At 40.3% G+C, this 23133-nt stretch carries 18 protein-coding genes; 8 read left to right on the forward strand and 10 right to left on the reverse strand.

Annotation, left to right across the window (positions count from 1 at the left end):
- Nucleotides 1–11 precede the first annotated feature (11 nt).
- The gene (gene tadA / locus ABE954_RS07970) at nucleotides 12–503 is read left to right on the forward strand and encodes a tRNA adenosine(34) deaminase TadA (RefSeq protein WP_042844704.1); all 492 of its coding nucleotides are present in this window, start codon (nucleotides 12–14) and stop codon (nucleotides 501–503) included.
- A gap of 41 nt (nucleotides 504–544) precedes the next feature.
- On the opposite strand, the gene mltF is transcribed toward tadA, so the two are convergent.
- Nucleotides 545–2152, reverse strand: coding sequence for a membrane-bound lytic murein transglycosylase MltF (gene mltF / locus ABE954_RS07975; RefSeq protein WP_238563552.1), 1608 nt, complete (start codon nucleotides 2150–2152; stop codon nucleotides 545–547).
- A 327-nt stretch (nucleotides 2153–2479) separates the two neighbouring features.
- On the opposite strand from mltF, the gene purL reads away from it, so the two are divergent.
- Complete coding sequence (purL, locus tag ABE954_RS07980) at nucleotides 2480–6367, forward strand: phosphoribosylformylglycinamidine synthase (RefSeq protein WP_166686821.1); 3888 nt, start codon at nucleotides 2480–2482, stop codon at nucleotides 6365–6367.
- Between the two features lie 76 nt (nucleotides 6368–6443).
- Here the strand turns inward: purL and ABE954_RS07985 are convergent, their stop codons facing one another.
- From ABE954_RS07985 to ABE954_RS08000, 4 genes are read right to left on the reverse strand one after another with little or no spacing between them, the layout of a single operon-like run.
- Nucleotides 6444–7091, reverse strand: a complete 648-nt coding sequence (locus ABE954_RS07985; RefSeq protein WP_129466138.1) for a 3-keto-L-gulonate-6-phosphate decarboxylase UlaD — start codon at nucleotides 7089–7091, stop codon at nucleotides 6444–6446.
- A complete protein-coding gene (locus tag ABE954_RS07990; RefSeq protein WP_048607865.1) occupies nucleotides 7088–7918 on the reverse strand; it encodes a Cof-type HAD-IIB family hydrolase in 831 nt (276 codons plus the stop codon). Before ABE954_RS07990 ends, ABE954_RS07985 begins: the two co-directional genes overlap by 4 nt.
- Before the next feature lie 50 nt (nucleotides 7919–7968).
- Nucleotides 7969–8436 carry a PTS sugar transporter subunit IIA gene (locus ABE954_RS07995; RefSeq protein ID WP_042844695.1) on the reverse strand — a complete coding sequence of 156 codons (468 nt, stop codon included), beginning with the start codon at nucleotides 8434–8436 and terminating at the stop codon, nucleotides 7969–7971.
- 56 nt (nucleotides 8437–8492) lie between these two features.
- Nucleotides 8493–10253, reverse strand: coding sequence for a PTS ascorbate-specific subunit IIBC (locus ABE954_RS08000; protein ID WP_272579203.1), 1761 nt, complete (start codon nucleotides 10251–10253; stop codon nucleotides 8493–8495).
- Between the two features lie 391 nt (nucleotides 10254–10644).
- On the opposite strand from ABE954_RS08000, the gene ulaR reads away from it, so the two are divergent.
- The 6 genes from ulaR (at nucleotide 10645) to ABE954_RS08030 (ending at nucleotide 15618) form a co-directional block, all read left to right on the forward strand.
- A complete protein-coding gene (gene ulaR, locus ABE954_RS08005; RefSeq protein ID WP_042844690.1) occupies nucleotides 10645–11400 on the forward strand; it encodes an HTH-type transcriptional regulator UlaR in 756 nt (251 codons plus the stop codon).
- A 113-nt stretch (nucleotides 11401–11513) separates the two neighbouring features.
- The gene (ulaG, locus tag ABE954_RS08010) at nucleotides 11514–12581 is read left to right on the forward strand and encodes an L-ascorbate 6-phosphate lactonase (protein ID WP_071548219.1); all 1068 of its coding nucleotides are present in this window, start codon (nucleotides 11514–11516) and stop codon (nucleotides 12579–12581) included.
- A 236-nt stretch (nucleotides 12582–12817) separates the two neighbouring features.
- Nucleotides 12818–12922: a pantocin A family RiPP gene (locus tag ABE954_RS08015; protein WP_071548218.1), complete on the forward strand. Its 105-nt coding sequence runs from the start codon at nucleotides 12818–12820 to the stop codon at nucleotides 12920–12922.
- Between the two features lie 48 nt (nucleotides 12923–12970).
- Complete coding sequence (locus ABE954_RS08020; RefSeq protein WP_129466135.1) at nucleotides 12971–14101, forward strand: ThiF family adenylyltransferase; 1131 nt, start codon at nucleotides 12971–12973, stop codon at nucleotides 14099–14101.
- Nucleotides 14088–14759, forward strand: a complete 672-nt coding sequence (locus ABE954_RS08025) for a 2OG-Fe(II) oxygenase family protein (protein WP_129466134.1) — start codon at nucleotides 14088–14090, stop codon at nucleotides 14757–14759. The genes ABE954_RS08020 and ABE954_RS08025 overlap by 14 nt, the downstream gene beginning before the upstream one ends.
- Nucleotides 14746–15618 (forward strand): DMT family transporter, encoded by an 873-nt coding sequence (locus tag ABE954_RS08030; protein ID WP_131680551.1) that lies wholly within the window; start codon nucleotides 14746–14748, stop codon nucleotides 15616–15618. The genes ABE954_RS08025 and ABE954_RS08030 overlap by 14 nt, the downstream gene beginning before the upstream one ends.
- A 232-nt stretch (nucleotides 15619–15850) precedes the next feature.
- Here the strand turns inward: ABE954_RS08030 and fbpC are convergent, their stop codons facing one another.
- From fbpC to ABE954_RS08055, 5 genes are all read right to left on the reverse strand, one after another.
- Entirely contained in the window at nucleotides 15851–16891 is a 1041-nt protein-coding gene (gene fbpC / locus ABE954_RS08035) for a ferric ABC transporter ATP-binding protein (protein WP_042844680.1), read from the reverse strand.
- A 16-nt stretch (nucleotides 16892–16907) separates the two neighbouring features.
- On the reverse strand, nucleotides 16908–18986 hold the full coding sequence (locus ABE954_RS08040) for an iron ABC transporter permease (RefSeq protein WP_166686818.1): 2079 nt from the start codon (nucleotides 18984–18986) through the stop codon (nucleotides 16908–16910).
- A 137-nt stretch (nucleotides 18987–19123) separates the two neighbouring features.
- A complete protein-coding gene (locus tag ABE954_RS08045; protein WP_042844675.1) occupies nucleotides 19124–20155 on the reverse strand; it encodes an ABC transporter substrate-binding protein in 1032 nt (343 codons plus the stop codon).
- 14 nt (nucleotides 20156–20169) lie between these two features.
- Nucleotides 20170–21495 (reverse strand): MFS transporter family glucose-6-phosphate receptor UhpC, encoded by a 1326-nt coding sequence (gene uhpC / locus ABE954_RS08050; protein WP_042844672.1) that lies wholly within the window; start codon nucleotides 21493–21495, stop codon nucleotides 20170–20172.
- Between the two features lie 105 nt (nucleotides 21496–21600).
- Nucleotides 21601–23127 (reverse strand): MASE1 domain-containing protein, encoded by a 1527-nt coding sequence (locus ABE954_RS08055; RefSeq protein ID WP_042845368.1) that lies wholly within the window; start codon nucleotides 23125–23127, stop codon nucleotides 21601–21603.
- Nucleotides 23128–23133 lie beyond the last annotated feature (6 nt).

The following is a 23133-nucleotide window of genomic DNA, read 5'->3' on the forward strand; positions in this document are numbered from 1 at the left end:
CAGAGGTAAGAGTGACGCAAATAGAAATTGATGAGTTTTGGATGCAACAAGCCCTAGAGCTAGCGTTGAAAGCGCAAGAGATAGGCGAAATCCCGGTGGGGGCGTTACTTGTTAAAGATAATCAACTAATTGCTTCAGGCTGGAATCGTTCCATTATTGACCACAACCCGACAGCCCATGCTGAAATTATTGCTTTGCAACAAGCAGGGCAAGCTCTGAGCAACTACCGTTTATTAGATACCACATTATATGTCACATTAGAGCCTTGCATCATGTGTGCAGGAGCGATAATTCACAGCCGAATTGGTCGTGTCGTGTATGGCGCTAAAGATTTTAAAACAGGGGCTTGTGGTTCTTATATTAATATTATGGGGCAAGCTGGGTTAAATCATTATGTGGATGTGACTGGCGGAGTCTTAGCCGAAAAGTGTTCTTCAATGCTTAGTGCTTTTTTTAAAATGCGCAGAGAGCAGAAAAAAGCACAAAAGCGTCAACAGAGTTAGCGGTGTTATTTCACTATCCGATTTGCTATTAATTCGTAGGTTTAAAGCGGGTTATCTGGGGATTTAAGTGGTGGAACTGGCACTGGGTTATCAGTCTCTGTTTCATCTTGTAATGAATAAGGCGAAATCAAATAATGGCCTAAGGATAGCTTTTCCATGTTATGGATTTTAGGTGTTTGGTTAGAGGAGCTCATCGCCCCCAGGTTTTTAATGCTAACTTTTTCTGTAATAGGTGACTGATTTTCAGTTGGGTTAGCCCCTGTAGTTTTTAAGTTATCAGGCGAAATCAAGTAAGTTAATGACTTTTGAGCAATATCAAGCGTATGTTGTTTTCTTTCTCGGCTTTGCAAATAACCGACTAGGCTTTGATGATATCGACGAATATTTTCAACATAGCGATAAGCCTCATGTCCACGAGCATAGCCATAGGTTAGCTGTGAATAATATTTCTTTTGGGTCAGTAATGGTAACCGTGCTTTAACATCAAACCACCGATTTGGGTCCCCACCTAGCATTTCCGTTAGTTTACGCACATCCTGCATATGGCCATATCCCATATTATAAGCTGAAAGAGCGAACCAAATTCGGTCATCTTCTGCGATGCTTTCGGGTAACCGGTCCATTATATAAGCAATATAAGCAGCACCGCCTTTAATACTTTCTTCTGCGTCTAACCTATCGGCAATTCCCATCGTTGCTGCCGTTGGTTTTGTTAACATCATTAAGCCACGAACCCCGGTAGGAGAAGTTGCAAGGGGGTCCCAGTGAGATTCTTGCCATGCAATTGCTGCGAGTAGTTTCCAATCTATCTCTTGGGCATATTTTTCAAATAAAGGTTGGTAGTCAGGTAGTTTATTATCGATAGCTTTAATAAATGCCATGGTATCAAAGTAATCGAATGACTCTACGTGGCTAAAATACTTTTCATTTAACCGTGCTAATAATTCACTTTCATTGCTGAGATTGAAAAAGTCCAGTAATGCGGCATCTAAGCTATTTTCTTGACTACGTCGCATATACCAGGTAACAGCATGGTCATCTAATAGGTCAAAAGCGACAGCAATTTGAGGATGGATGCGCTGCTGTAAAGCGATGGCGATAGAATCTTCTAGTGTATAATCAATTTCACCATCAGCTAGCATCTCAAGTATTTGATTTGTAGTATATTGAGATGTTTCTTCCCATTTTAGATTTGGGTATTCCTTAGCAAGTTCCTTTAGCGTGCTAGCATGGGCGGTACCAGAGGTGACCAGTAGTTTGCCATCAATATCATTGAAAGATTTTGGCCTCGTGGTTCCCTTTCTATATACGAGTTGCTGGGTGACATTAAGGTAACTTGGCCCAGTTTTAGTTTTTGCTAACCTTTCTTTATTATACAGTAGCCCAGCGACAGCGATATCTGCATCCCCATTTTCAAGATCATCAAAAATCTGCTCAAAATTTGGGCGAATGGTGATTTTTAGTTTAACACCAAGATATGAGGCAAACCCTTGGGCGAGTTCATAGTCAAATCCGCGCAACTGTTTTTGCTCATCTATATAGATAAGTGGTGAGCTAACAGCACTAATACGTAATTCACCTTGAGATATAATTCTATTAATTTGTGAATCTTGTGTATTTGGCCAACGGACGTTAAAACCAATGACCATTGTAGCCAGTAGCGTGATAACTAGGATGATTAGATAGTTAACTTTTAAGTTATTCAAATAATAGTTTCTCGTGCATTAACTGGTGCTGGTATACCTAAAAAGAGTATGGCTAAGTAATGGTTATAATTCCAGTGGTTGGCTATTTTGCTTAACAATCAAGATCGGTGCAACCTATATTATCGTATTTAGCACATAATAATATTTAACTAACCGCTTCATTTTTAATCACGCAAACGGTTTCGTATTGATGAACATTGCTCTATAATGTCCTTCGGTTTCCCTGCTTTCATGTTCAGGGCTGGCGTTTAAAAGAGAGAAATTAAGACTATGGAAATTTTGCGTGGTTCACCTGCTCTATCAGCATTTCGTATTACCCGCCTTTTGGCGCTGTTCGCAGAAAAACAGCTCCCTGTTACGGATATTTATGCTGAATATATGCACTTTGCTGAGCTGTCAGCGCCGTTAAGTGAAAGTGAGCAAGGCAAACTGAGCAGTTTGTTAAAGTATGGTCCTTCTCTGGCGGAGCATGACCCATTCGGTAAGCTGATTCTAGTGACCCCACGTCCGGGGACGATTTCTCCATGGTCTTCTAAAGCAACGGATATCGCGCATAACTGCGGTCTTACTCAAGTGAAACGTATTGAACGCGGAATTGCTTACTATGTTCAAGGGGACAACTTAACCCAAGAACAATGGCATGATGTAATCACTATTTTGCATGACCGCATGATGGAAACTATTTTTTCTTCTTTTGAACAAGCCAGTGCGTTGTTTGCGCATCAACAACCAGCTCCCATGAAAGTGGTTGATATTATTGCTGGTGGACGCCTTGCATTAGAAACAGCAAATAAAGAAATGGGGTTAGCATTGGCTGATGATGAAATAGATTATCTGCTAAATGCTTTTACAGGCTTGAAGCGTAACCCAACAGACGTTGAATTATATATGTTTGCACAAGCAAACTCAGAACACTGCCGCCATAAAATTTTTAACGCAGATTGGGTTATTGACGGTGAAGAACAGCCGAAATCGCTGTTTAAAATGATTAAAAATACCTTTGAGAAAACACCTGATCACGTTTTATCTGCATATAAAGATAATGCTGCGGTAATGGAAGGCTCATCAGTTGGCCGCTTCTTCCCTGATCCAGAAGGGCGCACTTATCGTTATCATCAAGAAGATGCACATATTTTAATGAAAGTAGAGACACACAACCACCCAACGGCAATCTCTCCGTGGCCTGGTGCTGCAACAGGGTCTGGTGGTGAAATTCGTGATGAAGGGGCCACAGGTCGTGGTGCAAAACCAAAAGCAGGCTTAGTTGGTTTTTCTGTTTCTAACTTACGAATTCCGGGTTTTGAACAGCCATGGGAAGAGGATTTCGGTAAACCTGAGCGGATTGTTACTGCGCTGGACATTATGATGGAAGGGCCTCTTGGGGGGGCGGCATTTAATAATGAGTTTGGCCGTCCTGCGTTATTGGGTTACTTCCGTACCTATGAAGAAAAAGTTAACAGCCATAATGGTGAAGAATTACGAGGCTACCACAAACCAATTATGCTAGCGGGCGGTATTGGTAATATCCGAGCGGACCATGTTCAAAAAGGTGAGATCACCGTAGGTGCTAAATTAGTAGTACTTGGCGGCCCTTCCATGAATATTGGTTTAGGGGGAGGTGCTGCATCATCTATGGCGTCAGGTCAATCCGATGCTGATTTAGATTTTGCCTCCGTGCAACGTGATAATGCAGAGATGGAGCGTCGCTGCCAAGAGGTTATCGATAGGTGTTGGCAGCTTGGTGATGATAACCCAATCTTATTTATTCATGATGTGGGCGCTGGTGGTCTGTCAAATGCTATGCCTGAGCTAGTCAGTGATGGGGGCCGTGGAGGTCGCTTTGAACTGCGTAAAATCCTCAATGATGAGCCGGGAATGAGCCCATTAGAAGTGTGGTGTAATGAGTCACAAGAACGCTATGTTATGGCGGTTTCACCAGAACAGCTTCCTGTATTTACGGCAATTTGTGAGCGTGAGCGTGCGCCATTTGCAGTGATTGGTGAAGCAACAGAAGAACGCCATTTAACGCTAAATGACCAGCATTTTAATAATCAACCTATTGATATGCCGTTGGATGTGCTGCTGGGTAAAACGCCGAAAATGCTTAGGGATGTGAAAACCCTGAAAGCAGAAGCCGATGCATTAGATAGAACAACGATTAACCTAAATGAAGCGGTTAAACGTGTACTTCATTTACCTGCGGTGGCTGAGAAAACGTTCTTAATTACGATTGGTGACCGTACCGTTACCGGGATGGTCGCTCGCGACCAAATGGTCGGGCCATGGCAGATCCCTGTTGCAGATTGCGCAGTAACAACAGCAAGCTTAGATAGCTACTATGGTGAGTCGATGTCTATCGGCGAAAGAACGCCGGTAGCACTATTAGATTTCGCGGCCTCTGCACGTATGGCTGTCGGTGAAGCGTTAACAAATATCGCCTGTTCTTACGTTCAAGATTTAAAACGCGTCAAATTGTCAGCAAACTGGATGGCGGCAGCAGGGCATCCAGGGGAAGATGCTGGGTTATATGAAGCAGTTAAAGCCGTCGGTGAAGAGCTTTGCCCTGCATTAGGGTTAACCATCCCTGTTGGTAAAGACTCAATGTCAATGAAAACACGTTGGCAACATGAGGGTGAGGAACGTGAAATGACGTCACCACTCTCATTGGTGATCACTGCATTTGGGCGTGTAGAAGATGTGCGTTTAACAGTGACTCCTGAATTAAAAACATCGACAGATAACGCATTATTATTGATTGACCTTGGTCAAGGCCACAATGCATTAGGTGGTTCTGCACTCGCACAAGTTTATCGCCAATTAGGCAACAAAGCCCCTGATGTACGCAGCCCTGAGTTGCTGCTCGGCTTCTTTAATACTGTGCAGAAATTATTATCAGAGCAAAAATTACTCGCTTATCACGACCGTTCAGATGGCGGTTTGTTTGTCACATTAGCGGAAATGGCTTTTGCAGGGCACTGTGGGATCAATGTTGATATTAGCTCATTCGATGAAGACACTCTTGCCGCGTTATTCAATGAAGAACTTGGAGCTGTGATCCAAATTAATGGCGCGGATAAATCTTATGTAGAAGAATGCTTTGCTCAGGCTGGCTTGGCCTCTTGTGTTCATTATTTGGGGACGGCGACGCAAGATGATGCGGTGATAATTAATAGTCGCGATACGGTGGTTTATCATGGCTCTCGTAGCCAACTGCGCCAATGGTGGGCTGAAACAACATGGCAAATGCAACGTCTGCGTGATAACGAAGTGTGTGCTGATGAAGAGCACGCGATGAAACAAGATGACCAAGACCCTGGTTTACATGCTCATCTGACTTTTGATATTGAAGATGACGTCGCTGCGCCATATATTTTATCAGGCGTACGTCCAAAAGTGGCGGTATTGCGCGAACAAGGTGTTAACTCTCATGTTGAAATGGCAGCCGCTTTTGACCGTGCAGGTTTTGATGCGGTTGATGTTCATATGAGTGACTTGTTAGCGGGGAATTTATCCCTGAGTCAATTCCAAACACTGGTAGCTTGTGGCGGCTTCTCTTATGGTGATGTATTAGGGGCGGGGGAAGGTTGGGCAAAATCAATTTTGTTCAATAATAAAGTTCGTGATGAGTTTGCGGCATTCTTTAATCGTCCTGATACCTTATCCTTAGGGGTCTGTAATGGTTGCCAAATGATGTCAAACTTACATGAGCTGATCCCAGGAGCAGAGTACTGGCCACGTTTTGTTCGTAACCGTTCAGAACGTTTTGAAGCCCGCTTTAGTTTAGTTGAAATTGCGAATAGCCCGTCATTATTGCTGCAAAATATGGCTGGCTCTCGCATGGCGATAGCGGTTTCTCATGGCGAGGGGCAGGTAGAGGCTCGTGGTGCGGCACATTTACAGCAGTTAGAAGACAATGGGCTAGTAGCCATGCGTTTTGTGAATAATTATGGTCAAGTGACTGAGCAGTATCCAGCTAACCCGAATGGGTCAGTTAATGGAATCACTTCGGTTACCACAAAAGATGGGCGAGCCACTATTATGATGCCTCACCCAGAGCGTGTTTTCCGTACGGTGAGTAACTCATGGCACCCTGAAAACTGGGGAGAAGATAGCCCATGGATGCGAATTTTCCGTAATGCACGTAAACAATTAGGTTAATAGTTAATTAAGGTTGTTTATCAGGCCAGTTGATTTTTCTTCTGGCCTGTTTTTTTAGCGAGTAGGGGAGAAAACACTATTTCCAAAAGCGATTGATTTGTTCACGCAATGCTTCTGCGGTCTGCTTCCCTGTATCACCAACTAAGGCTCTCCCAGCGATAAACGCTTTCGCTTTGATGCCATTGAATAAGTGGATATCCTCAGGAACGATACCGCCAGTGATAGACAGTTCTAGCCCAAGGTCAGAAAGCTGACGCATTTTTTCGATATCTTCGTTAGTCCAACCAATACCAGCGAGTTCAGCATCACGAGACCGGTGGTATATGGCTTGTGAGATACCAAGTTCAACCCAGTTTTTAGCATCTTCAAATGTCCAATTACCATAGATTTCGATTTGGATTTCCCGGTTAAATTCATCGGCGACTTTTTTACAGGCGGCGATAGTGGCGATATGAGCCGCCGCGGAAACGGTGATCCAATCTGCACCAGCCTCAAAGGCCATACGGGAAAGAATGGCACCGCCATCGGTAGTTTTCATATCACAAACAATAATATGGTTTGGGTATTGTTTGCGTAACGTGGCAACGGCATTCATTCCTTCCGCAAAGGCTAAAATTGTTCCTACTTCAATAATATCGACAAAGGAGTGCACATTTTCAGCGACGTTTAAAGCGGATTGTAAGTCAGTTTGGTCTAATGCAATTTGGATCAAAGGTTTGGTCATTGTGATTGTCCTAGAATATTTTCACGTATCAAACGCGCAAGGCCATCACCATTGTTATCTGTAGCACAAACGACATCTGCGTGGGATTTCACGGTATCATCGGCATTCTTCATTGCAACTCCTAAGCCCGCTAGCTCAATCATGGAGATATCGTTGTGATTATCGCCGACAGCGATAACTTGGTTTGGTTGATACCCCAGAGAGTTAAGGTGTTCAGCTAAACGTATTCCTTTATTATTGCCTTTAGCGGCGAAATCGAAACGGTTTGACCATGACTTTTCTGCATTAAAAGTTTGTTTTATCCAAGGGGAATTCAAGAAACGTTGTAATGTAGCGGGTTCACCTTCGACAACAAACTTCCAAATATAGTCAGCGTGCTGGACTTGTTCTTCAAATGAATCAATACGATAAATTTTGGGTGGATGGGCCATTGTTGGGTCGTTAGCCCATTGCTCCATTGCATTCATGTAATCGATAGGATCGACTTTTGAATACACCATGGCATCAGTGATATACATCACCATTTTCAGCTTGTCTTGTTGCGCGAGTTCGATAAAAGTGAGTGCATTTTGTTTGGTGAGTGCATTGTGCGTGATAACTTTTTCGTTTTGGTAATCATAGATATAAGTACCATTGCAACAAATAATAGGCGTGGTTAGCCCTAGCTCATCATAATAAGGGCGAGCAGCGGTATGATGGCGTCCCGTTACAATCATAACGTGACATTGCTTTGTTGCTGCCTGAATGGCTTGTCTGACTTCAGGGTGAATTGTGTGATCCTGAGTGAGTACGGTGCCATCCAAATCAAGTGCTAATACTTTATACATAGTGGATTACCTCTATAGCTAATTAGTGATTTTCTTTTGTTATCATTAAATTAGCATAATGCTTGATCAATAACCTGATAAACATCATCAATCGTTCGACAGCGGCGCAATTTATTGAGGTCAACGCCTGTTTCACTGTCTTCATCATCAAGAACGCGAGTGACTTCCATTAAGCCTTCCATGTGTTCATCTGATGAACTGCCAGCAAGAGTGATCAGCACATCGACGGGTTCCTCTTCCCCATCAAAAATAATGGGGCTTTCTAATGTGACAAGGGCAAAAGCCGTGCGGATCACACCATCTTCAGGCCTAGCATGGGGAAGTGCGAGATTGGGCGCGATACAAATGTAAGGACCGAGTTTTTCGACGCTACTGATAATCGCATCATGGTAGGCGGGTTTGATTGCGCCAGAAGCGACCAGCATATCCGTACCGATTTTAATGGCATCACGCCAGTTGGTTGCGGATGCTTGTAGCTGGATTGAATTATTATCAATTAATGACTGTTTAAACCCCATCATTGTCTTCCTTTTAATATTAAATGAACATTTAAGGTCATAATTCCTCAGTGATGCTATTTATTTGCTAGAAAATTAGTATGAATAATACTGAGCAGTTCATCACCAAACGAATGTGGATTGAGCATATTTTGTACGCCTAAAACAAACTTGCCTTCACCTGGGTCCATCTCAGCACTTAGGTGTTTTGAAGAAACGATAATATCTGTTGCCGTTAATTTTGACTTATAGTCAGATACTGCGCAGGAGTCCATTACATGGGGAATGCCTTTTTTCTCAAGGTATTGACCAATTTTCATTTTCATCATCATTGATGAACCTTGTCCATTACCGCAAACGGCTAAAATCCTAACGGGTTTAACAGTGGGGTTTTCAAATGTAGCTTCGGGTGGTTCTTCAGTTTCTTCTAGCTCAGTAATAGGCCCTAAAGCGGCTTGTGCATCTTCCTCTGCGCGTAGTTTTTTAGCCGCAAAGTACATATAGACAACGGCTAACGCCACGACAACAAAGAAAAACATTTTTGAAAATGATAACCCTTGCATAATAACAGGGAAGGCTAATGCCCAGTCGGCCATACCCATCCAGCCGCTGAAATCAGTGCCTTGGCGGTTAATCAAATCAATCGCCCATGCCGAGCCTAATATTTCTATGACTCCCATGACAAAACATACTTTCATCACGGCTTTCCAGCCCCCAAAGTGGTTAGCGAAAATACCGATAGTGGCGTTTGAGAAAAACATCGGGATAAAGCCTGGGATAATCATAATAGGGGAGCTAAATGCCAGCATACCGAGTACGGCAACAAATTGGCCAATTGCCCCCCACATAAAGCCAAATACCATTGCATTTGGTGAAAAGGCGTAGATAGCCGCACAGTCAATCGCGAGCACTGCATTTGGGATCACTCGTTCTGAAATACCTTTAAAAGCTTCCGATAATTCAGCCACAAACATACGCACGCCGGTTACAATAATTTGAATGGCTACCGCAAATTTTAGCCCAGTCTCAATAATATAGATGGTCCAGTGTGTTGTTCCTGCCATTGATTGTAGGTTTGGAATGCCGAAGGAAATTAGGATAACCCCAAAGAACAAGGTCATCACAATCGCTGTTGCAGAAATACTATCGTGGAAGATGTGTAACCATTTTGGTAAGTTTAAATTATCTACGCTGTCTTTTTTATCTCCTAATTTTGGTGCGACTTTAGTGGCTATCCATGAGGCAAATTGTTGCTGGTGGCCAATTGAGAAACCAGCCCCACCAGTGACTTCCTGCGTAGGTTTAAACATAATATTGGAGGAAATCCCCCAATATAACGCCATTAAAACCGCAGAGTAGATAATGGTTTCCCACATACTTGCGCCAAGTACAAAATAGAAAACAGCAATCAACCCTGCTTGCTGGAACATGATATGTCCCGTCAGCATGATGGTGCGGATACCGGTAATACGGCGAAAGAGTACCAGTAGGATGTTAAGTGCAAGTGCTAACAATACCGTATAACCCACCCATGAATAGTCATCCCCCATGGTTTCCATAGTAGCCATCATGGAGGTATAAGGGTCAATGACTGAACCGGTGAGGCCATGATATTCAGACATTTTTTCAATCACGGGTTTGAAGCTGGAGACCAGAGTACTGGCACCAACACTGACTAACATAAAGCCGACAATGGTTTTGATTGTTCCTTTAAGAATTGTGGTACCGTCACGCTTCAAAAGCCAGTAACCAATAAAAGTGACTAAGCCTAATAATAGAGGCGCTTTTGTCATTACCTGGCTGTAAAAAATATAGAAAGCGTCGTATAAAAAATCCATATTTTTACCTCTAATCAAATTGTTTTTGTAATTTATATGGGGTAGAGATTAATCATATTGATCGTATCTGGTGTTCTTGCGATATAATCATTTTAAACCTATAAAATGTCGTTAAAAAACCAAAAGTAATCATATGTAATCACCGTCTGATCTTTTATGATTGTTTGCATTTGTCTGTTTTTTTACCAGCAAAAAAATAAATAAATGGCGATTTGATCACGTAAAATTTAAAAACACCAATAAAATCAGTGTTATTTTTTTATTCATAGTAAATATCTGTTTTTTGTTACGACAAAGGTTGACAACTAATAGCGAGATAAATAGAATCAAAACCAATCACAAGTAATCAAACTTAATCATAGAGTGATTACTTATTAACAGGACGATAGTTATGAATGAAGTGCAAAGACACAATGAAATATTGTCTTTATTAGAAACAAATAGGGTGATCAACGTTTCTCATATTACCGATCACTTTAATGTGTCTCCTGCAACGGCTCGTCGCGATATTTCTAAGTTAGATGAGCAAGGTAAGTTACGAAAAGTCCGTAATGGTGCAGAAAGAATTGAAAATAAAAAGCGTAAGTGGACACCGTTAAATATTAACAGTACTGACCACTACGAGGAAAAATCACAAATAGCGGTTAAGGCGGCAGAAATCTGTTTACCCGGTGAGAGCGCGGTAATTAACTGCGGTTCAACAGCGTTCCTTCTTGGGCAGCAATTGTGCGGGAAAAACGTACAGATAGTGACCAATTATTTTCCGCTAGCAAGCTATTTAATAGACCAAGACCACGACGATGTTATTTTAATTGGTGGCCAGTACAACAAGGCACAAAATATTTTTTTAAACCCAGCTCTGAACAGCTTAATGGGTTATGCAGGTAACTGGATGTTTACATCGGGCAAAGGCTTAACAGAGGCCGGCTTGTATAAAGCGGATATGTTAACGGCGGTGGCTGAACAACAGATGCTTGACCAAATCGATAAGCTCGTGGTGGTGGTTGACAGTTCTAAGGTGGGGCATCGAACAGGAATGCTCTTTTGCCCAGCAAATAAAATTGATGTTTTAATTACTGGAAAAAACGCTAACCCTGAAGTTATTAAAGCCATTGAAGCACAGGGAACACGGGTCATACTGGTCTAATTCCTTCATATATTTGGTTTATTGAATTTAATCCTATCTTGCTAAGTGCCTTAATGCTCTATTAAGGCGCCAAGCTCCCTACATTCAAAATTCTGGAAAAAGGTATTAATACTATGAGTAAAGTAAATGAAATCACACGTGAATCTTGGATTTTAAGTACGTTTCCTGAGTGGGGAACTTGGTTGAATGAAGAAATTGAAAAAACGGCTGTTGAGCCAAACACATTCTCAATGTGGTGGTTAGGCTGTACAGGAATTTGGCTGAAAAGTGCAGGTAATACCAATATTTCTATCGATTTTTGGTGTGGGACAGGTAAAAAAACGCAGAAAAATCCGTTGATGAATAAGCAACACCAAATGATGCGCATGGGAGGGGTAGAAGCATTACAGCCTAACCTAAGAACCTCTATTTTTCCTCTCGACCCATTTGCAATTAAACAAATTGATGCGGTATTAGCCTCCCATGACCATGCCGACCATATTGATGTCAATGTCGCAGCCGCAGTATTACAAAATTGCGGTGAACACGTTAAATTTATTGGCCCGCAAGCTTGTGTTGATTTATGGACCAAATGGGGCGTTCCTACAGAGCGTTGTGTTGTGGCAAAGGTGGGGGATGTGATTGAAGTCGGAGACATGAAAATTCGTGTACTCGATTCTTTCGACCGTACAGCACTGGTTACGCTACCGCAAGGCGTGTCTTCTTATGATAAAGAAATCCTAGATGGTATGGATTACCGTGCAGTGAATTATTTAATTGAAACAACAGGTGGTTCTATTTATCACTCAGGTGATTCTCACTATTCAAATTATTACGCAGCACATGGTAACCGTTATAATATTGACGTGGCATTGCTTTCTTTTGGAGAGAACCCCCGTGGAGTCACGGACAAAATGACTTCATCTGATATTTTGCGTGCTGCGGAGTCACTTGATTGCGAGCGAGTTATTCCATTCCACCATGATATTTGGGCCAACTTCCAAAATGACCCACGTGAAATAGAAGTTTTATGGAATATGAAAAAAGAGCGTTTACAATACAAATTTGCGCCGTTTTTCTGGCAGGTAGGTGGTAAGTATACTTACCCAACAGATAAAGACCGCATACATTATCAGCATTTCCGTGGCTTTAATGATATTTTTAAAAATGAACCTGAACTGCCATATAAAGCATTCTTATAATTAATTCTGCTATTAAAAACCAGCGTTTAAGGAGACTTAAGCGCTGGTTTTTTTATGAGGTTTAAAATAGCATGCATATATTTAAATAATATGAATTATCAGTATTTTTTATTGTTATATGGTTAGTTTTTTTGTTTCTCTATTGATATTGACTGTCTTAATTTAATCATTTTTAATCTTAATGTTATCAATGTGGATAATATTTAATTAAAATTACATTTATTCTAGGTGAAAATATGGAAAATGAAATAATATTACATGATTTAACTGAGCGTATATCTTCAATTAGCGAAGAAATTGCGATGTATAATGAAGATGAAGAAGTTATATTAGAGTCGTAAAGATTGAAAAAATGCCGTCCACAGCGGCATTTTAATGGAGGTGTGAATATGTATAACGGAATAACAAAACCAATGATAAAGCGTTCTCATCATGTTATTGAATCTGATAATGGAAATATTTGTATTGGTGAGATCCCTAGTAAGGCTAAAATAATTAAGTCCCCCCCTGAATGGGTAAAAGTCGTATTGTCTAAATTAGATGGAGAGCATACATTACCTAGAATAATAAAGGAACTATTAAATAGAAACTTAAATGTTGAAGAATATGAAGTCATAGATTTTATTCAAAAAATGATATCATGTGGTTTAGTTGAAGATAATATTATTTCATCCGAATTACTTTCTTCTAGAGAGATTGAATTGTACGATCGTCAATTATTACAATTTTCTTTAGTCGATAATGATAATTTATCATCGATAAGATATCAGGAACGTTTGAAAAAAAGCAGAGTTTTAGTGCTGGGAATGGGTGGATGGGGAACATGGTGCTCATTACAACTTGCATTAATGGGGGTTGGAACGTTAAGGATTGTTGATGGTGATATTGTCGAATTATCAAACCTAAATAGACAAGTCTTATATACAGAGGAGGATATCGGAAAAAGAAAAGTTGACTCAGCTGAAAATGGAATATATAAGCATAATAAACACACTAAAATAGAAAAGTTTTTTGAATTTTTAACGCCAAATGAAAATAGAATTAATGATTTACTTAATAATGTTGATATGATTTTACTTGCATGGGCAAGTTTAGGCTACTACAAAAAAAATACGGTAGAGGAGGTAATACACAAAGTTGCTATTGATAAATCGATACCTATCATTGAACTTGGTGGGGACCCACATGAAATATCCATAGGACCTATTTATTTAAATAATCAAATAGGGAAAACATACTTTGATGTTAAACATCAAATTAAAAAAACATTCTATAGTGATGACCCGACAGTGAAAGAGTTTCAAGAAGCAAGAATGAAGCAACAGTTTTTAAATGGGGTGAGAACTGTTAATGCTTGGCAAAGCTCACCATCACTAGCTGTAATGTCAGGGTTAGTGGTTGACCAAGTAATTAAAGTTATTACTAAATATGATGCTATCTCATTGGAAGGAAGGAAAGTTACAATCTCACTTAGGGACTTGAGTTTTTCAGAGGAGAATCTGTTTAATGGGGATAAGTAAGCATAACAAAGAATTTTTAAGTAATGGGTATACTAGTTTTTCAATAAAAGATTTTTTTCCTGAATTTGAAGTTAATTTAAATTTAATTAATAATATTGAAGAGGATAAATGGAGTTTTATTATAAAAAATAGGCGAGGGGTAAGCGATTTTTATCTTTCTGACACTGATATAGAGAGTATCAATTATGAAAAAACAATAGCATTTGAGGATAGAGATAATGGCGAGTTTTCATTTTCATTTAGAAGAATATGCTTTGATGAAATTAAAATAATTTTAGTTGATTTAATTGCGGTTGTTGATGATGTTAAATTTAAAGATTTTTTATGGAGTATAACTGGAAAGAAAGTAAATATGATATCAAACATATATTTAAGCAAGTTTGATAAAAATGATTTTTTAACTACACATTGTGACTCCGATGATGGTATAGGCATCGTGATTAACTTAACAAAGAAATGGGAAGCGAACTATGGAGGGTTAACGATGATATTAGATAACGAAAAAAAAGAAATTTTAGAAACATTTATCCCATCATATCTAAACATTTTAATTTTTGACACAAAAAAAAGAAAAATCCCACATTTTGTTTCTACAGTAATATCTAATAAAATAAGCAAAAGAATGGCATTAGTTGTGAGGTATAATGAAAAAAATTAAAGTGCTTCTTTGTGCTACTTTAATGTCATTAATATGGGGGAGTGCATTTCCTATATCAAAACTGGCAATTGACCAAGTAGGTGTTTGGGGTTTTAGAATCTATTCATTAGTTATTTCAGTTGTTTTTTTGTGTTTTGTATTTTTCATTATTGGTCGATATCGGTTTAATATTCAATACTTTTTAAAAAGTATCCCACTTGGTTTTTTGAATGTTTTTTTGGTTCCTATATTAAATAGTTTGGCGTTAAAGTATACTGAAGCTGTAAAGGCGTCTGTACTTGTTTATACGATGCCAGTAATGGCAACACTCTTGCTGAGCATAATGAATAAACACATTGAATTTCGTTCAATAATTGTGTCTTTATTATGTATTAGTGGCATTTTTATATTTATAGCGCCATCTGGCATAAGTATTGGCGAAGCGATAATTCTATTAAGTGCACTCATGTGGGCGATAGGAACCATTTTATCTGAAAAAATCGTCTTAAAAATAAACCTAACTTCAAAAGTATTTTACCAAAATATAGTCTCATTGATTTTTCTTGTATTGTTAATGCCATTTTTAGATGTTGATGTAAACATATTGAGTAATATACATCCTGAATTTCTTTGGACTGTATATATTCCAATTATCTATATGGGGCTGGCTAATGGGGTGATTGTTTATATTCTTTGGTATTACATGATAGGGCACGGCGGTGTTAAACTGTCATCATACTCAATTCTTATTTCACCAATCATTAGTGTCATGATCTCATCTTATCTTTTAGATGAGTCTATGACAATTTCAATGATAATCGGTATGTTATTTATTCTTTTAAGTATGTTAATTATTTTTTTAGAAAAAAATAAAGTTTGATATTCAAATAACGGCTTACATGCTTTTAGTGATTAAACTTCCTATCGGTGCTGCGTATTCCTCCACCCTAAAGGGCGGAGGGGCGACGAGTTATTCACAAATGCCAAGTTATTCTGTTGTTAGCTAAGCTAGTCTTTAATGCTTCTTAACGTGGTTACTTCCTTGTACTTTACTCTGGTATTTCATTTACCTGTTGCCTAACCACATTAAGCATTATTTAAAGAGTGTAACATTACTCAAGAATAAACATGCCATAGGGGTGGATCTGTAAATAAAGGTTTTCCCCTACGGTTGGCTGCAATTGTGTGGCATTAATTTGCAACAACATGGATTGACCATGCCAATCAACAGTGACCTCATATTGAGGCCCCATATAAGCCACATGAGTGACAGTACAGCGTTGGCTATCGTCACCTTGTAAGCTAAGCGTGATAGCTTCAGGGCGTACACCGACAGTGATTTCCGTATTATCCGTTGCTAGTTGTGCTGGGCGAGGTAAGTGATAATTAAAAATATTTACTGAATCATGAGTCAGTGTGGCAGGGAAAATATTCGCATCTCCCATAAAGCTGGCCATAAACCTTGAGGCAGGCTGACGGTATAGTTCTTGTGGAGAACCTAATTGCATGATTTTCCCTTTGTTCATCACCAAAACCATATCGGAAACGGCGAAGGCTTCACTTTGGTCATGGGTCACGTATAACGAGGTGATGTTAAACTGTTGCTGTAATTCACGGATTTTTTCACGCATGCTACGGCGTAAATTGGCATCTAAGTTACTTAATGGCTCATCAAATAACAACACTTTAGGTTTGAGGATCAATGCACGAGCTAAAGCAACACGCTGTTGCTGGCCACCAGAAATTTGGTCAACAAAACGGTCAGCAAAGCCAGCTAAATCAACCAATTCTAGTGCTTCGTCAACACGTTTTCTGATTTCAGCTTTAGGTAAGCCTAACATTTTCAAACCATAACCGACGTTGTCCCCTAACGACATATGAGGGAATAGGGCATATGATTGGAAAACCATACAAATATCACGTTGTTGGATTGAACGATCGGTAACATCCTCACCATCTATAAACATCCGTCCTTCTGTGGGTTTTTCTAACCCTGCGACTAAACGTAATACCGTGGTTTTACCACAGCCAGAGGGACCTAATAAGGTCACCATACTGCCTTGTGGAATAGAAAGACTTAAATCGTCGATGACCGTATTGGTACCAAAGCGTTTAGTCACATTTTTTAATTCAACAAAATTATGTTGTGTCATGTCAGTTACTCCATGATTACTGTGCATTTTTGGCTTTGGAACGTGAAACACGGGCTTCGCCAATTAAATAGTCAAATAAGAAAATAATGGCCAACATGACGACAATCAGTATTGAACCATAAGCAATTGCCACGCCGTATTCACCATCCTCAACACGATTAAGAATGTAGGCAGTTGCTACGCGAGTATCGGGGGTTACCAAGAATACAATGGCACTTACTGTCGTGATCGCTCGCACGAAGCTATAAATCAAAGCCGATAAAATCGCAGGGCGCAGTAATGGCAACAGGATAAAGAAAATGGTGCGCATGGAGCCTGCCCGTAAGCTGAGTGAGGCTTCATCTAACGATTTATCAATTTGCCCTAAGCCCGCAATACCGGCACGGATACCGACCGGAACATTACGCATGGTCATCGATATAATGACGATAGCTGCGGTACCAGTTAAGTAAAATGGCGAGTCATTAAAGGCTAAAATGTATGACACACCAGCCACTGTTCCCGGTACGGCAAAGCACAGCATGGTGGTAAATTCGATGGTTTTTTTACCACGAAAATCTTGGCGAACGACGATATAAGCAATTAACAAGCCGAGTATGGCGGTGATTGGTGCAGCAATACCCGCGTACAGAAGGGTATCTAATAAGGATGGCCATGCGCCGTCACTCATACCTTGACCGAATAACTTAATAAAGTTATCGAAGGTTAATGTGTAATCAACGCCCCAGTTTACCGTGAAGCTACCATAGAAAATACTACCGTATAACAATACGTTAAAGGCAACCCAAATAGCTAAGAAGGTAGTTACAGTAGCAATTAATGACACAGGTAATGGTTGTACATCACCGCGATACGATTTGCCCGAAACAGTGACATAGGAACGCTTACCTATCCACATATATTGAACGCAGAACACTAATAGTGAGAAAACTAATAGTGATGCACCTAAGGTACTTGCTGCTTGATAATCGAGCTGAGAACCTGTGATATAAAAATAAATTTGTGTTGCTAGAACATCGAAGTTACCGCCTAACACTAATGGGTTACTAAAATCGGCTAATGACTGAACGATGACAATTAAGAATGCGTTAGCCAGTGCAGGTTTCAGTAATGGCATAAACACATTAAAAAAGGTTTGGTAGCGGTTAGCTCGTAAGGTATACGAAGCTTCTTCTAATGATGGATGAATAGTTTTAATTGCCCCATCCAAAATCATAAATGACATAGGGGTAAAGGCGAGGACTTGAGCTAGCCAAATACCAGTAAAACCGTATAACCAGTTGGTATTTTCTAACCCCATATAGGCCGCGAGAAATTCGGTGATATACCCAGAACGCCCCATCATCAACGTAACACCCAAACCGACAACGAATGGCGGAGTTACGATGGGTAATATTGAGAAAATACGGCCAATAATTGCGGAGCGTTTCGCAATACGAGTGGTGTAAATAGCTAAAATTAAACCAAAGAAGGTACAGCCAGCACCAACCGCCAATGATAAAAAGATTGAGTTAATAATGACTTGAACAATATGTGATTGTGTCAAAATCGCTACAAACGCAAAGGGAGCAAAATCGCCATTACCATCGGTGAACATGGGAATAAAAATAGCCACGCTCGGAAAAACAATAAACAGCGCAATCAGGGTGACAACAGTGATGAGTGAACCAATAACAAACTGGTCGCCACCAAGCCATTCAAGGCGTGTTAGTGCGAGAGTCATCACCATGCCAAGGGCGATAAATAACACTATCGAAGAGTAGCCTAAGCCTTTTCCTTCAAGATAAGAGGTCAAAATGACTATAGCAACCGTTGCTACTGCAATGCCAATATCCAAATAATGGCGAGTTTTATGATAGCGATCCGCAGGTGTTAACGGGCGAATAAATAAAATAGAAGGCAATAAATACCAAAGCCAACTAATGTTTAAGCTGCTCCAACCATACGCGGCAAGGATTTCATCTTGCGTAGAATCAAGTAAGCCATAATCAAGGCTCCAAGAAGGTAGCAAAGCAAAACCAATCCAAGCTAATAACAACCAGAAAAAGGTGCTATCTCGCTTTTTAGGTGGTGTCAGTGTTAGGGTTTGAGACATAGATCCCCCTAAGCTCATTATATTTTGTGTAAGCAGGGTGTTTAGCCATGACACAAACTATTTTGAGCTTAATTAAATTAATTTTTATTTTAGTTAAGTAAGTGCTCAATGCGGCGTATTAACGCCGCACCAAATTGTTATTTGCTCATTTTTACTTCAGTAACCCATTTATTGATCAGATTTTTACGGACATCTGCATCCCCGTATTTATCCATATCATAGTTAATTAGGTTTAAGTCATTGAGTTTTAATGAAACTGGGGAAGACTCCGCAGTGGTATTGGTTAAAATCTGGTAAGATTTACCTTCTTTCCAACTAAGTTCTTGCGCTTCTTTAGAGAGGACAAAATCAACGAATAGTTTGGCGTTATCCATATTGCGCGCATTTTTAAGGATACTGATACCGCCAATTTCATAGCCTGTACCTTCACAAGGTGCAATAAGCTCTAATGGTGCGCCATTTTCGACTTCTAATGAATAATCATGTAAGAACCCGATACCAATAGCAGACTCACCTCGAGCCGCATTACGTGCCGGTGCAATCCCTGACTTGGTGTATTGTGAAATATTCGCATTCAGTTTTTTCAGATAATCAAAAGCTTGTTCATTTCCCCATAGCTGGTCAAAAGTGGCCAGTGCGGTATAAGCTGTCCCTGAGCTTTGTGGGTCAGCAATTTGAATTTCGCCTTTATATTCAGGTTTAGTCAGGTCTTTCCAGCAAGTTGGGATAGGTAAACCTTTTTCTTTTAAGCGGTCTTTATTTACGCCAAAGCCTAAAATACCAATGTAAACCGCGGAAGAATAGTTCCCTTTACGTTTCGCAGGGTCTTGGAACTGAGGCATGATTTCAGATAATTTTGGCGATTTATAGGGTTCGAGTAAATCCATTTCCCCCGCCTGTGAATGAGGGTCTAATGTACCGCCATACCATACATCAGCTTGTGGATTGCGTTTTTCTGCTTCAATTTTAGCTAAAGTACTGCCAGAACCGTTACGAACAAATGTGGTTTTGACATCGTATTTTTTCGCGAAAGCTTGGGTTTCTGTTTCGCACATGGCATTAGTTGCGCTACAGTAAACCACCAGACGGCCTGCGGCATTTGCAGTGGTAGTGATTGCTGCAAGTGACAAACCCGCAGCGATAAGCGTAGAGAGAGTTTTCAGTTTCATTGTCAGTCCTTTTTTCAGGTTTTATTATCAGAGGGTGAAACAGTGCCTGCTAAGTGCTCCCGTTTGCTGACATTGGCAATCAAAAGAGGCATTAGCAGTAGCCCCATCAGAGCCGCTGCACTGGCGAGCAAGGTAAACATCCCTGACCAACCATAACGTGCAATGACCTGAGAGAGTGGCCATCCAGCAATTGCGGCACCTAAATAGGCGTACAAGCCAAGATAGCCTGTTACCGCTCCAGCTGCTTTTTTATGACAATATTCTGTTGCAGCTAGACCGATTAACATTTGTGGTCCAAAAACAAAAAAGCCGATAGCAAAAAAACATACAGCCAATAATGCATAATGATGAATTGGCGTTAACCATAAGGCGCTAACTGAAACACACAGGCCCAATGAAAACAGTAAAATCATAGGTGCGCGTTGGCCGCGAAACAAAAGATCTGAACCCCAGCCAGAACAAAGTGCCCCTAATAAGCCACCTAATTCAAATAACGATAATGTTGCGTTAGCACTCAGTAAGTTGGTACCGTGTGTTTCCGTTAACCATAGGTTTCCCCAATCATTTATTGCCATACGGATCAAATAAACTAAGATATAAGAGAAACCTAATAACCAAATCATGCGGTTAAAAACGATGCTCTCTTTTAAAATCAAGAGCATTGGCATTGGCGGAGACAAACGCTCTTGGCGTAATTCCAGCACATCTTTTCGCCATTGGCCCACGCTAGGAAGATGCTCTTCTTGTGGTGTTCCTCGTAACTGACTACATAGCCATAAACCAACAACCACGCCAATTACCCCAGGAACAATTAAAGCCATCTGCCAGCTATATTGGGTGGCTAATAGCGCTGTCAATAAAGGCAGCAGCATTCCACCAAGGTTTATCGAGATATTCCATAACCCCCACCAAAAGCCACGTTCATTGCGTGAATACCAATGGGTTAAGATACGTGCGCAAGGAGGCCATCCCCAACCTTGGAAAAAACCATTTAATGTCCACACCACTAATAAAGCAGGGAACGATAAGCAATAGGCGAATACGATATTTAGCAACCCAGTCATCACTAGGCCTGCCCCCATAAACCAGCGATATCCTGTAATATCGTGAAAAATACCCGATAAAAACTTTGAAATACCGTAGGTAAGGTAAAACGCAGTGGCTATCCAGCCGATATCGCTTTTATCGAGAAACAATTCACTTTGCATAACTGGCATCACGAAATTAAAGCTTTTTCGTGTAAGGTAAAAAGTGGCATAACCAATAATCATTGATAGCATTAAGCGGCGACGCCAAAAACGATAAGTGTTATCCAGACTCAACGTGTCATTACCTGTCATGGTGTTGTTTCTCTTGTTTGGCAAATGTAATCAAGTTTTTAACAAAAAGGATGAGAGAAGGTATTAGAGGGGTAGGAATAATTCCTAGTTTTGCGATGTTTTATCTCAAAATGTGGGCAAGTTAACACTTATTTTCGTTCCATTTTGGGTAGTTAACGTCCAATCACCGCCTAAGGCTCTGACTCGTTCTTCAATACCACGTAAACCAAAGCCGCTGGTTCGTTTACTAAAAGGAATACCAACGCCATTATCATCAACGATAAGCTGGATCTGGTCATTTACTTGTTCAAGTGATATATGGATTTGAGTGGCTTTCGCATGCTTACTGATATTGTTAAGTAACTCTTGGACTAGCCGATATAGTGTAAATAAAACCGTTTCGTTTATTGGTGTTTCTTGTAAACCGTAATGAAAATGGCATTGAATATTCCTTTCAGGGAAGGAAAACTCAGCAATTAAGTGTTTAAGCGCTTTTTCCAAGGACATTTCTTCTAGCACGGGCGGGCGTAACTGGCGCAACAATTGCCGTGTAGACTGGTGAATTTGCTGCGCGAGTTCATTAATTTGGCTCGCTGCTTGCTGGCCAAGTGGATCAGCGGCAGTTTTTTTGACTAACATTGATTGAATTTGGATGGCGGTAATATTTTGGCCGATTTCATCGTGTAACTCACGGGCAATCGCTTTTTTAATATCTTCTTCGGTATGGACTAATTGGCGCATTAAATCACGACGAGCTTTTAGCTCTTGTTCTAAACGTTGGCGGTAACGTTGTAAATTGCTAGCAAGTTGTTTTTGACGGCTAATGGCAATCCCTAATCCAATACCAATAAGGGCTTGGGTACTTAAGAACATCTCTAGCTCTTCTAAATCAGCGAAGGCACCGTGGAATTGCCGAGCAAAAGTAATAATTAAACTCCCTAATAGAGCGGAAAGTACTCCACCTTGCCAGCCATAGCGATAGGCCATAAAAACATTAGGAATAAATACCAGTAGGACAATTAAACGCTCTATTTCAGGCGCAAAAAAGACTTGAGCGCTTAAACCGACAACACAAAACAAAAAGCACCAGACAATCAATGAAGTACGTAATTGCTTATCAGGAGTCCCATAGTCAAGTAACATTTGGTAGTGCTGTTCGTGTAGATATTCATAAATTAGGTAAACAAATGGGGATAGCAAAATTCCGCCAGTAAATGTCGTTAAAAATAACTGGCTAACGGAATAGGGGGATAACCAACCAAATAATAACGCATGCAGAATGCTATTTGCAGCCACACCGGCGAGCAACAGTAATAAACGTTGCCAATATAAAGTGTATCGCCACCAGATATCTTGAATAATAAAAGCGACTCCAAGGCTAAGCAATGGAGAGAGTAATAAAATAGGTTGAAACAGTAATTGTTCTTCTGATAGCCAAAGATTGAGTATTCCTTCACTGAGTAGCAGTGTTGGCCAATAGCGTCGCCAAAGGATGATCATTAAAGCGAGTCTTAACCCTTGAGGAAGAAATAATGTTGCTTGAAAACTATTTTGGCTCAAATAAAAACCGATGATCCACAATCCAACCCACAATAATGAATAGGTAAAAAGTAGAAAGGTGGATTGCAGTGTTAATCGCAGGCTTTTATTCATCATAAA

This window comes from Providencia sp. TYF-12 (assembly GCF_041344805.1).
Lineage (GTDB): Bacteria > Pseudomonadota > Gammaproteobacteria > Enterobacterales > Enterobacteriaceae > Providencia > Providencia huashanensis.

Coding starts and splice junctions, on each gene's coding strand:
- mltF (WP_238563552.1), bottom strand. CDS start 2,152: ATGGTCATTGGTTTTAACGTCCGTTGGCCAAATACACAAGATTCACAA.
- purL (WP_166686821.1), top strand. CDS start 2,480: ATGGAAATTTTGCGTGGTTCACCTGCTCTATCAGCATTTCGTATTACC.
- ABE954_RS07985 (WP_129466138.1), bottom strand. CDS start 7,091: ATGACCAAACCTTTGATCCAAATTGCATTAGACCAAACTGACTTACAA.
- ABE954_RS07990 (WP_048607865.1), bottom strand. CDS start 7,918: ATGTATAAAGTATTAGCACTTGATTTGGATGGCACCGTACTCACTCAG.
- ABE954_RS07995 (WP_042844695.1), bottom strand. CDS start 8,436: ATGGGGTTTAAACAGTCATTAATTGATAATAATTCAATCCAGCTACAA.
- ABE954_RS08000 (WP_272579203.1), bottom strand. CDS start 10,253: ATGGATTTTTTATACGACGCTTTCTATATTTTTTACAGCCAGGTAATG.
- ulaR (WP_042844690.1), top strand. CDS start 10,645: ATGAATGAAGTGCAAAGACACAATGAAATATTGTCTTTATTAGAAACA.
- ulaG (WP_071548219.1), top strand. CDS start 11,514: ATGAGTAAAGTAAATGAAATCACACGTGAATCTTGGATTTTAAGTACG.
- ABE954_RS08015 (WP_071548218.1), top strand. CDS start 12,818: ATGGAAAATGAAATAATATTACATGATTTAACTGAGCGTATATCTTCA.
- ABE954_RS08020 (WP_129466135.1), top strand. CDS start 12,971: ATGTATAACGGAATAACAAAACCAATGATAAAGCGTTCTCATCATGTT.
- ABE954_RS08025 (WP_129466134.1), top strand. CDS start 14,088: ATGGGGATAAGTAAGCATAACAAAGAATTTTTAAGTAATGGGTATACT.
- ABE954_RS08030 (WP_131680551.1), top strand. CDS start 14,746: ATGAAAAAAATTAAAGTGCTTCTTTGTGCTACTTTAATGTCATTAATA.
- fbpC (WP_042844680.1), bottom strand. CDS start 16,891: ATGACACAACATAATTTTGTTGAATTAAAAAATGTGACTAAACGCTTT.
- ABE954_RS08040 (WP_166686818.1), bottom strand. CDS start 18,986: ATGTCTCAAACCCTAACACTGACACCACCTAAAAAGCGAGATAGCACC.
- ABE954_RS08045 (WP_042844675.1), bottom strand. CDS start 20,155: ATGAAACTGAAAACTCTCTCTACGCTTATCGCTGCGGGTTTGTCACTT.
- uhpC (WP_042844672.1), bottom strand. CDS start 21,495: ATGACAGGTAATGACACGTTGAGTCTGGATAACACTTATCGTTTTTGG.
- ABE954_RS08055 (WP_042845368.1), bottom strand. CDS start 23,127: ATGAATAAAAGCCTGCGATTAACACTGCAATCCACCTTTCTACTTTTT.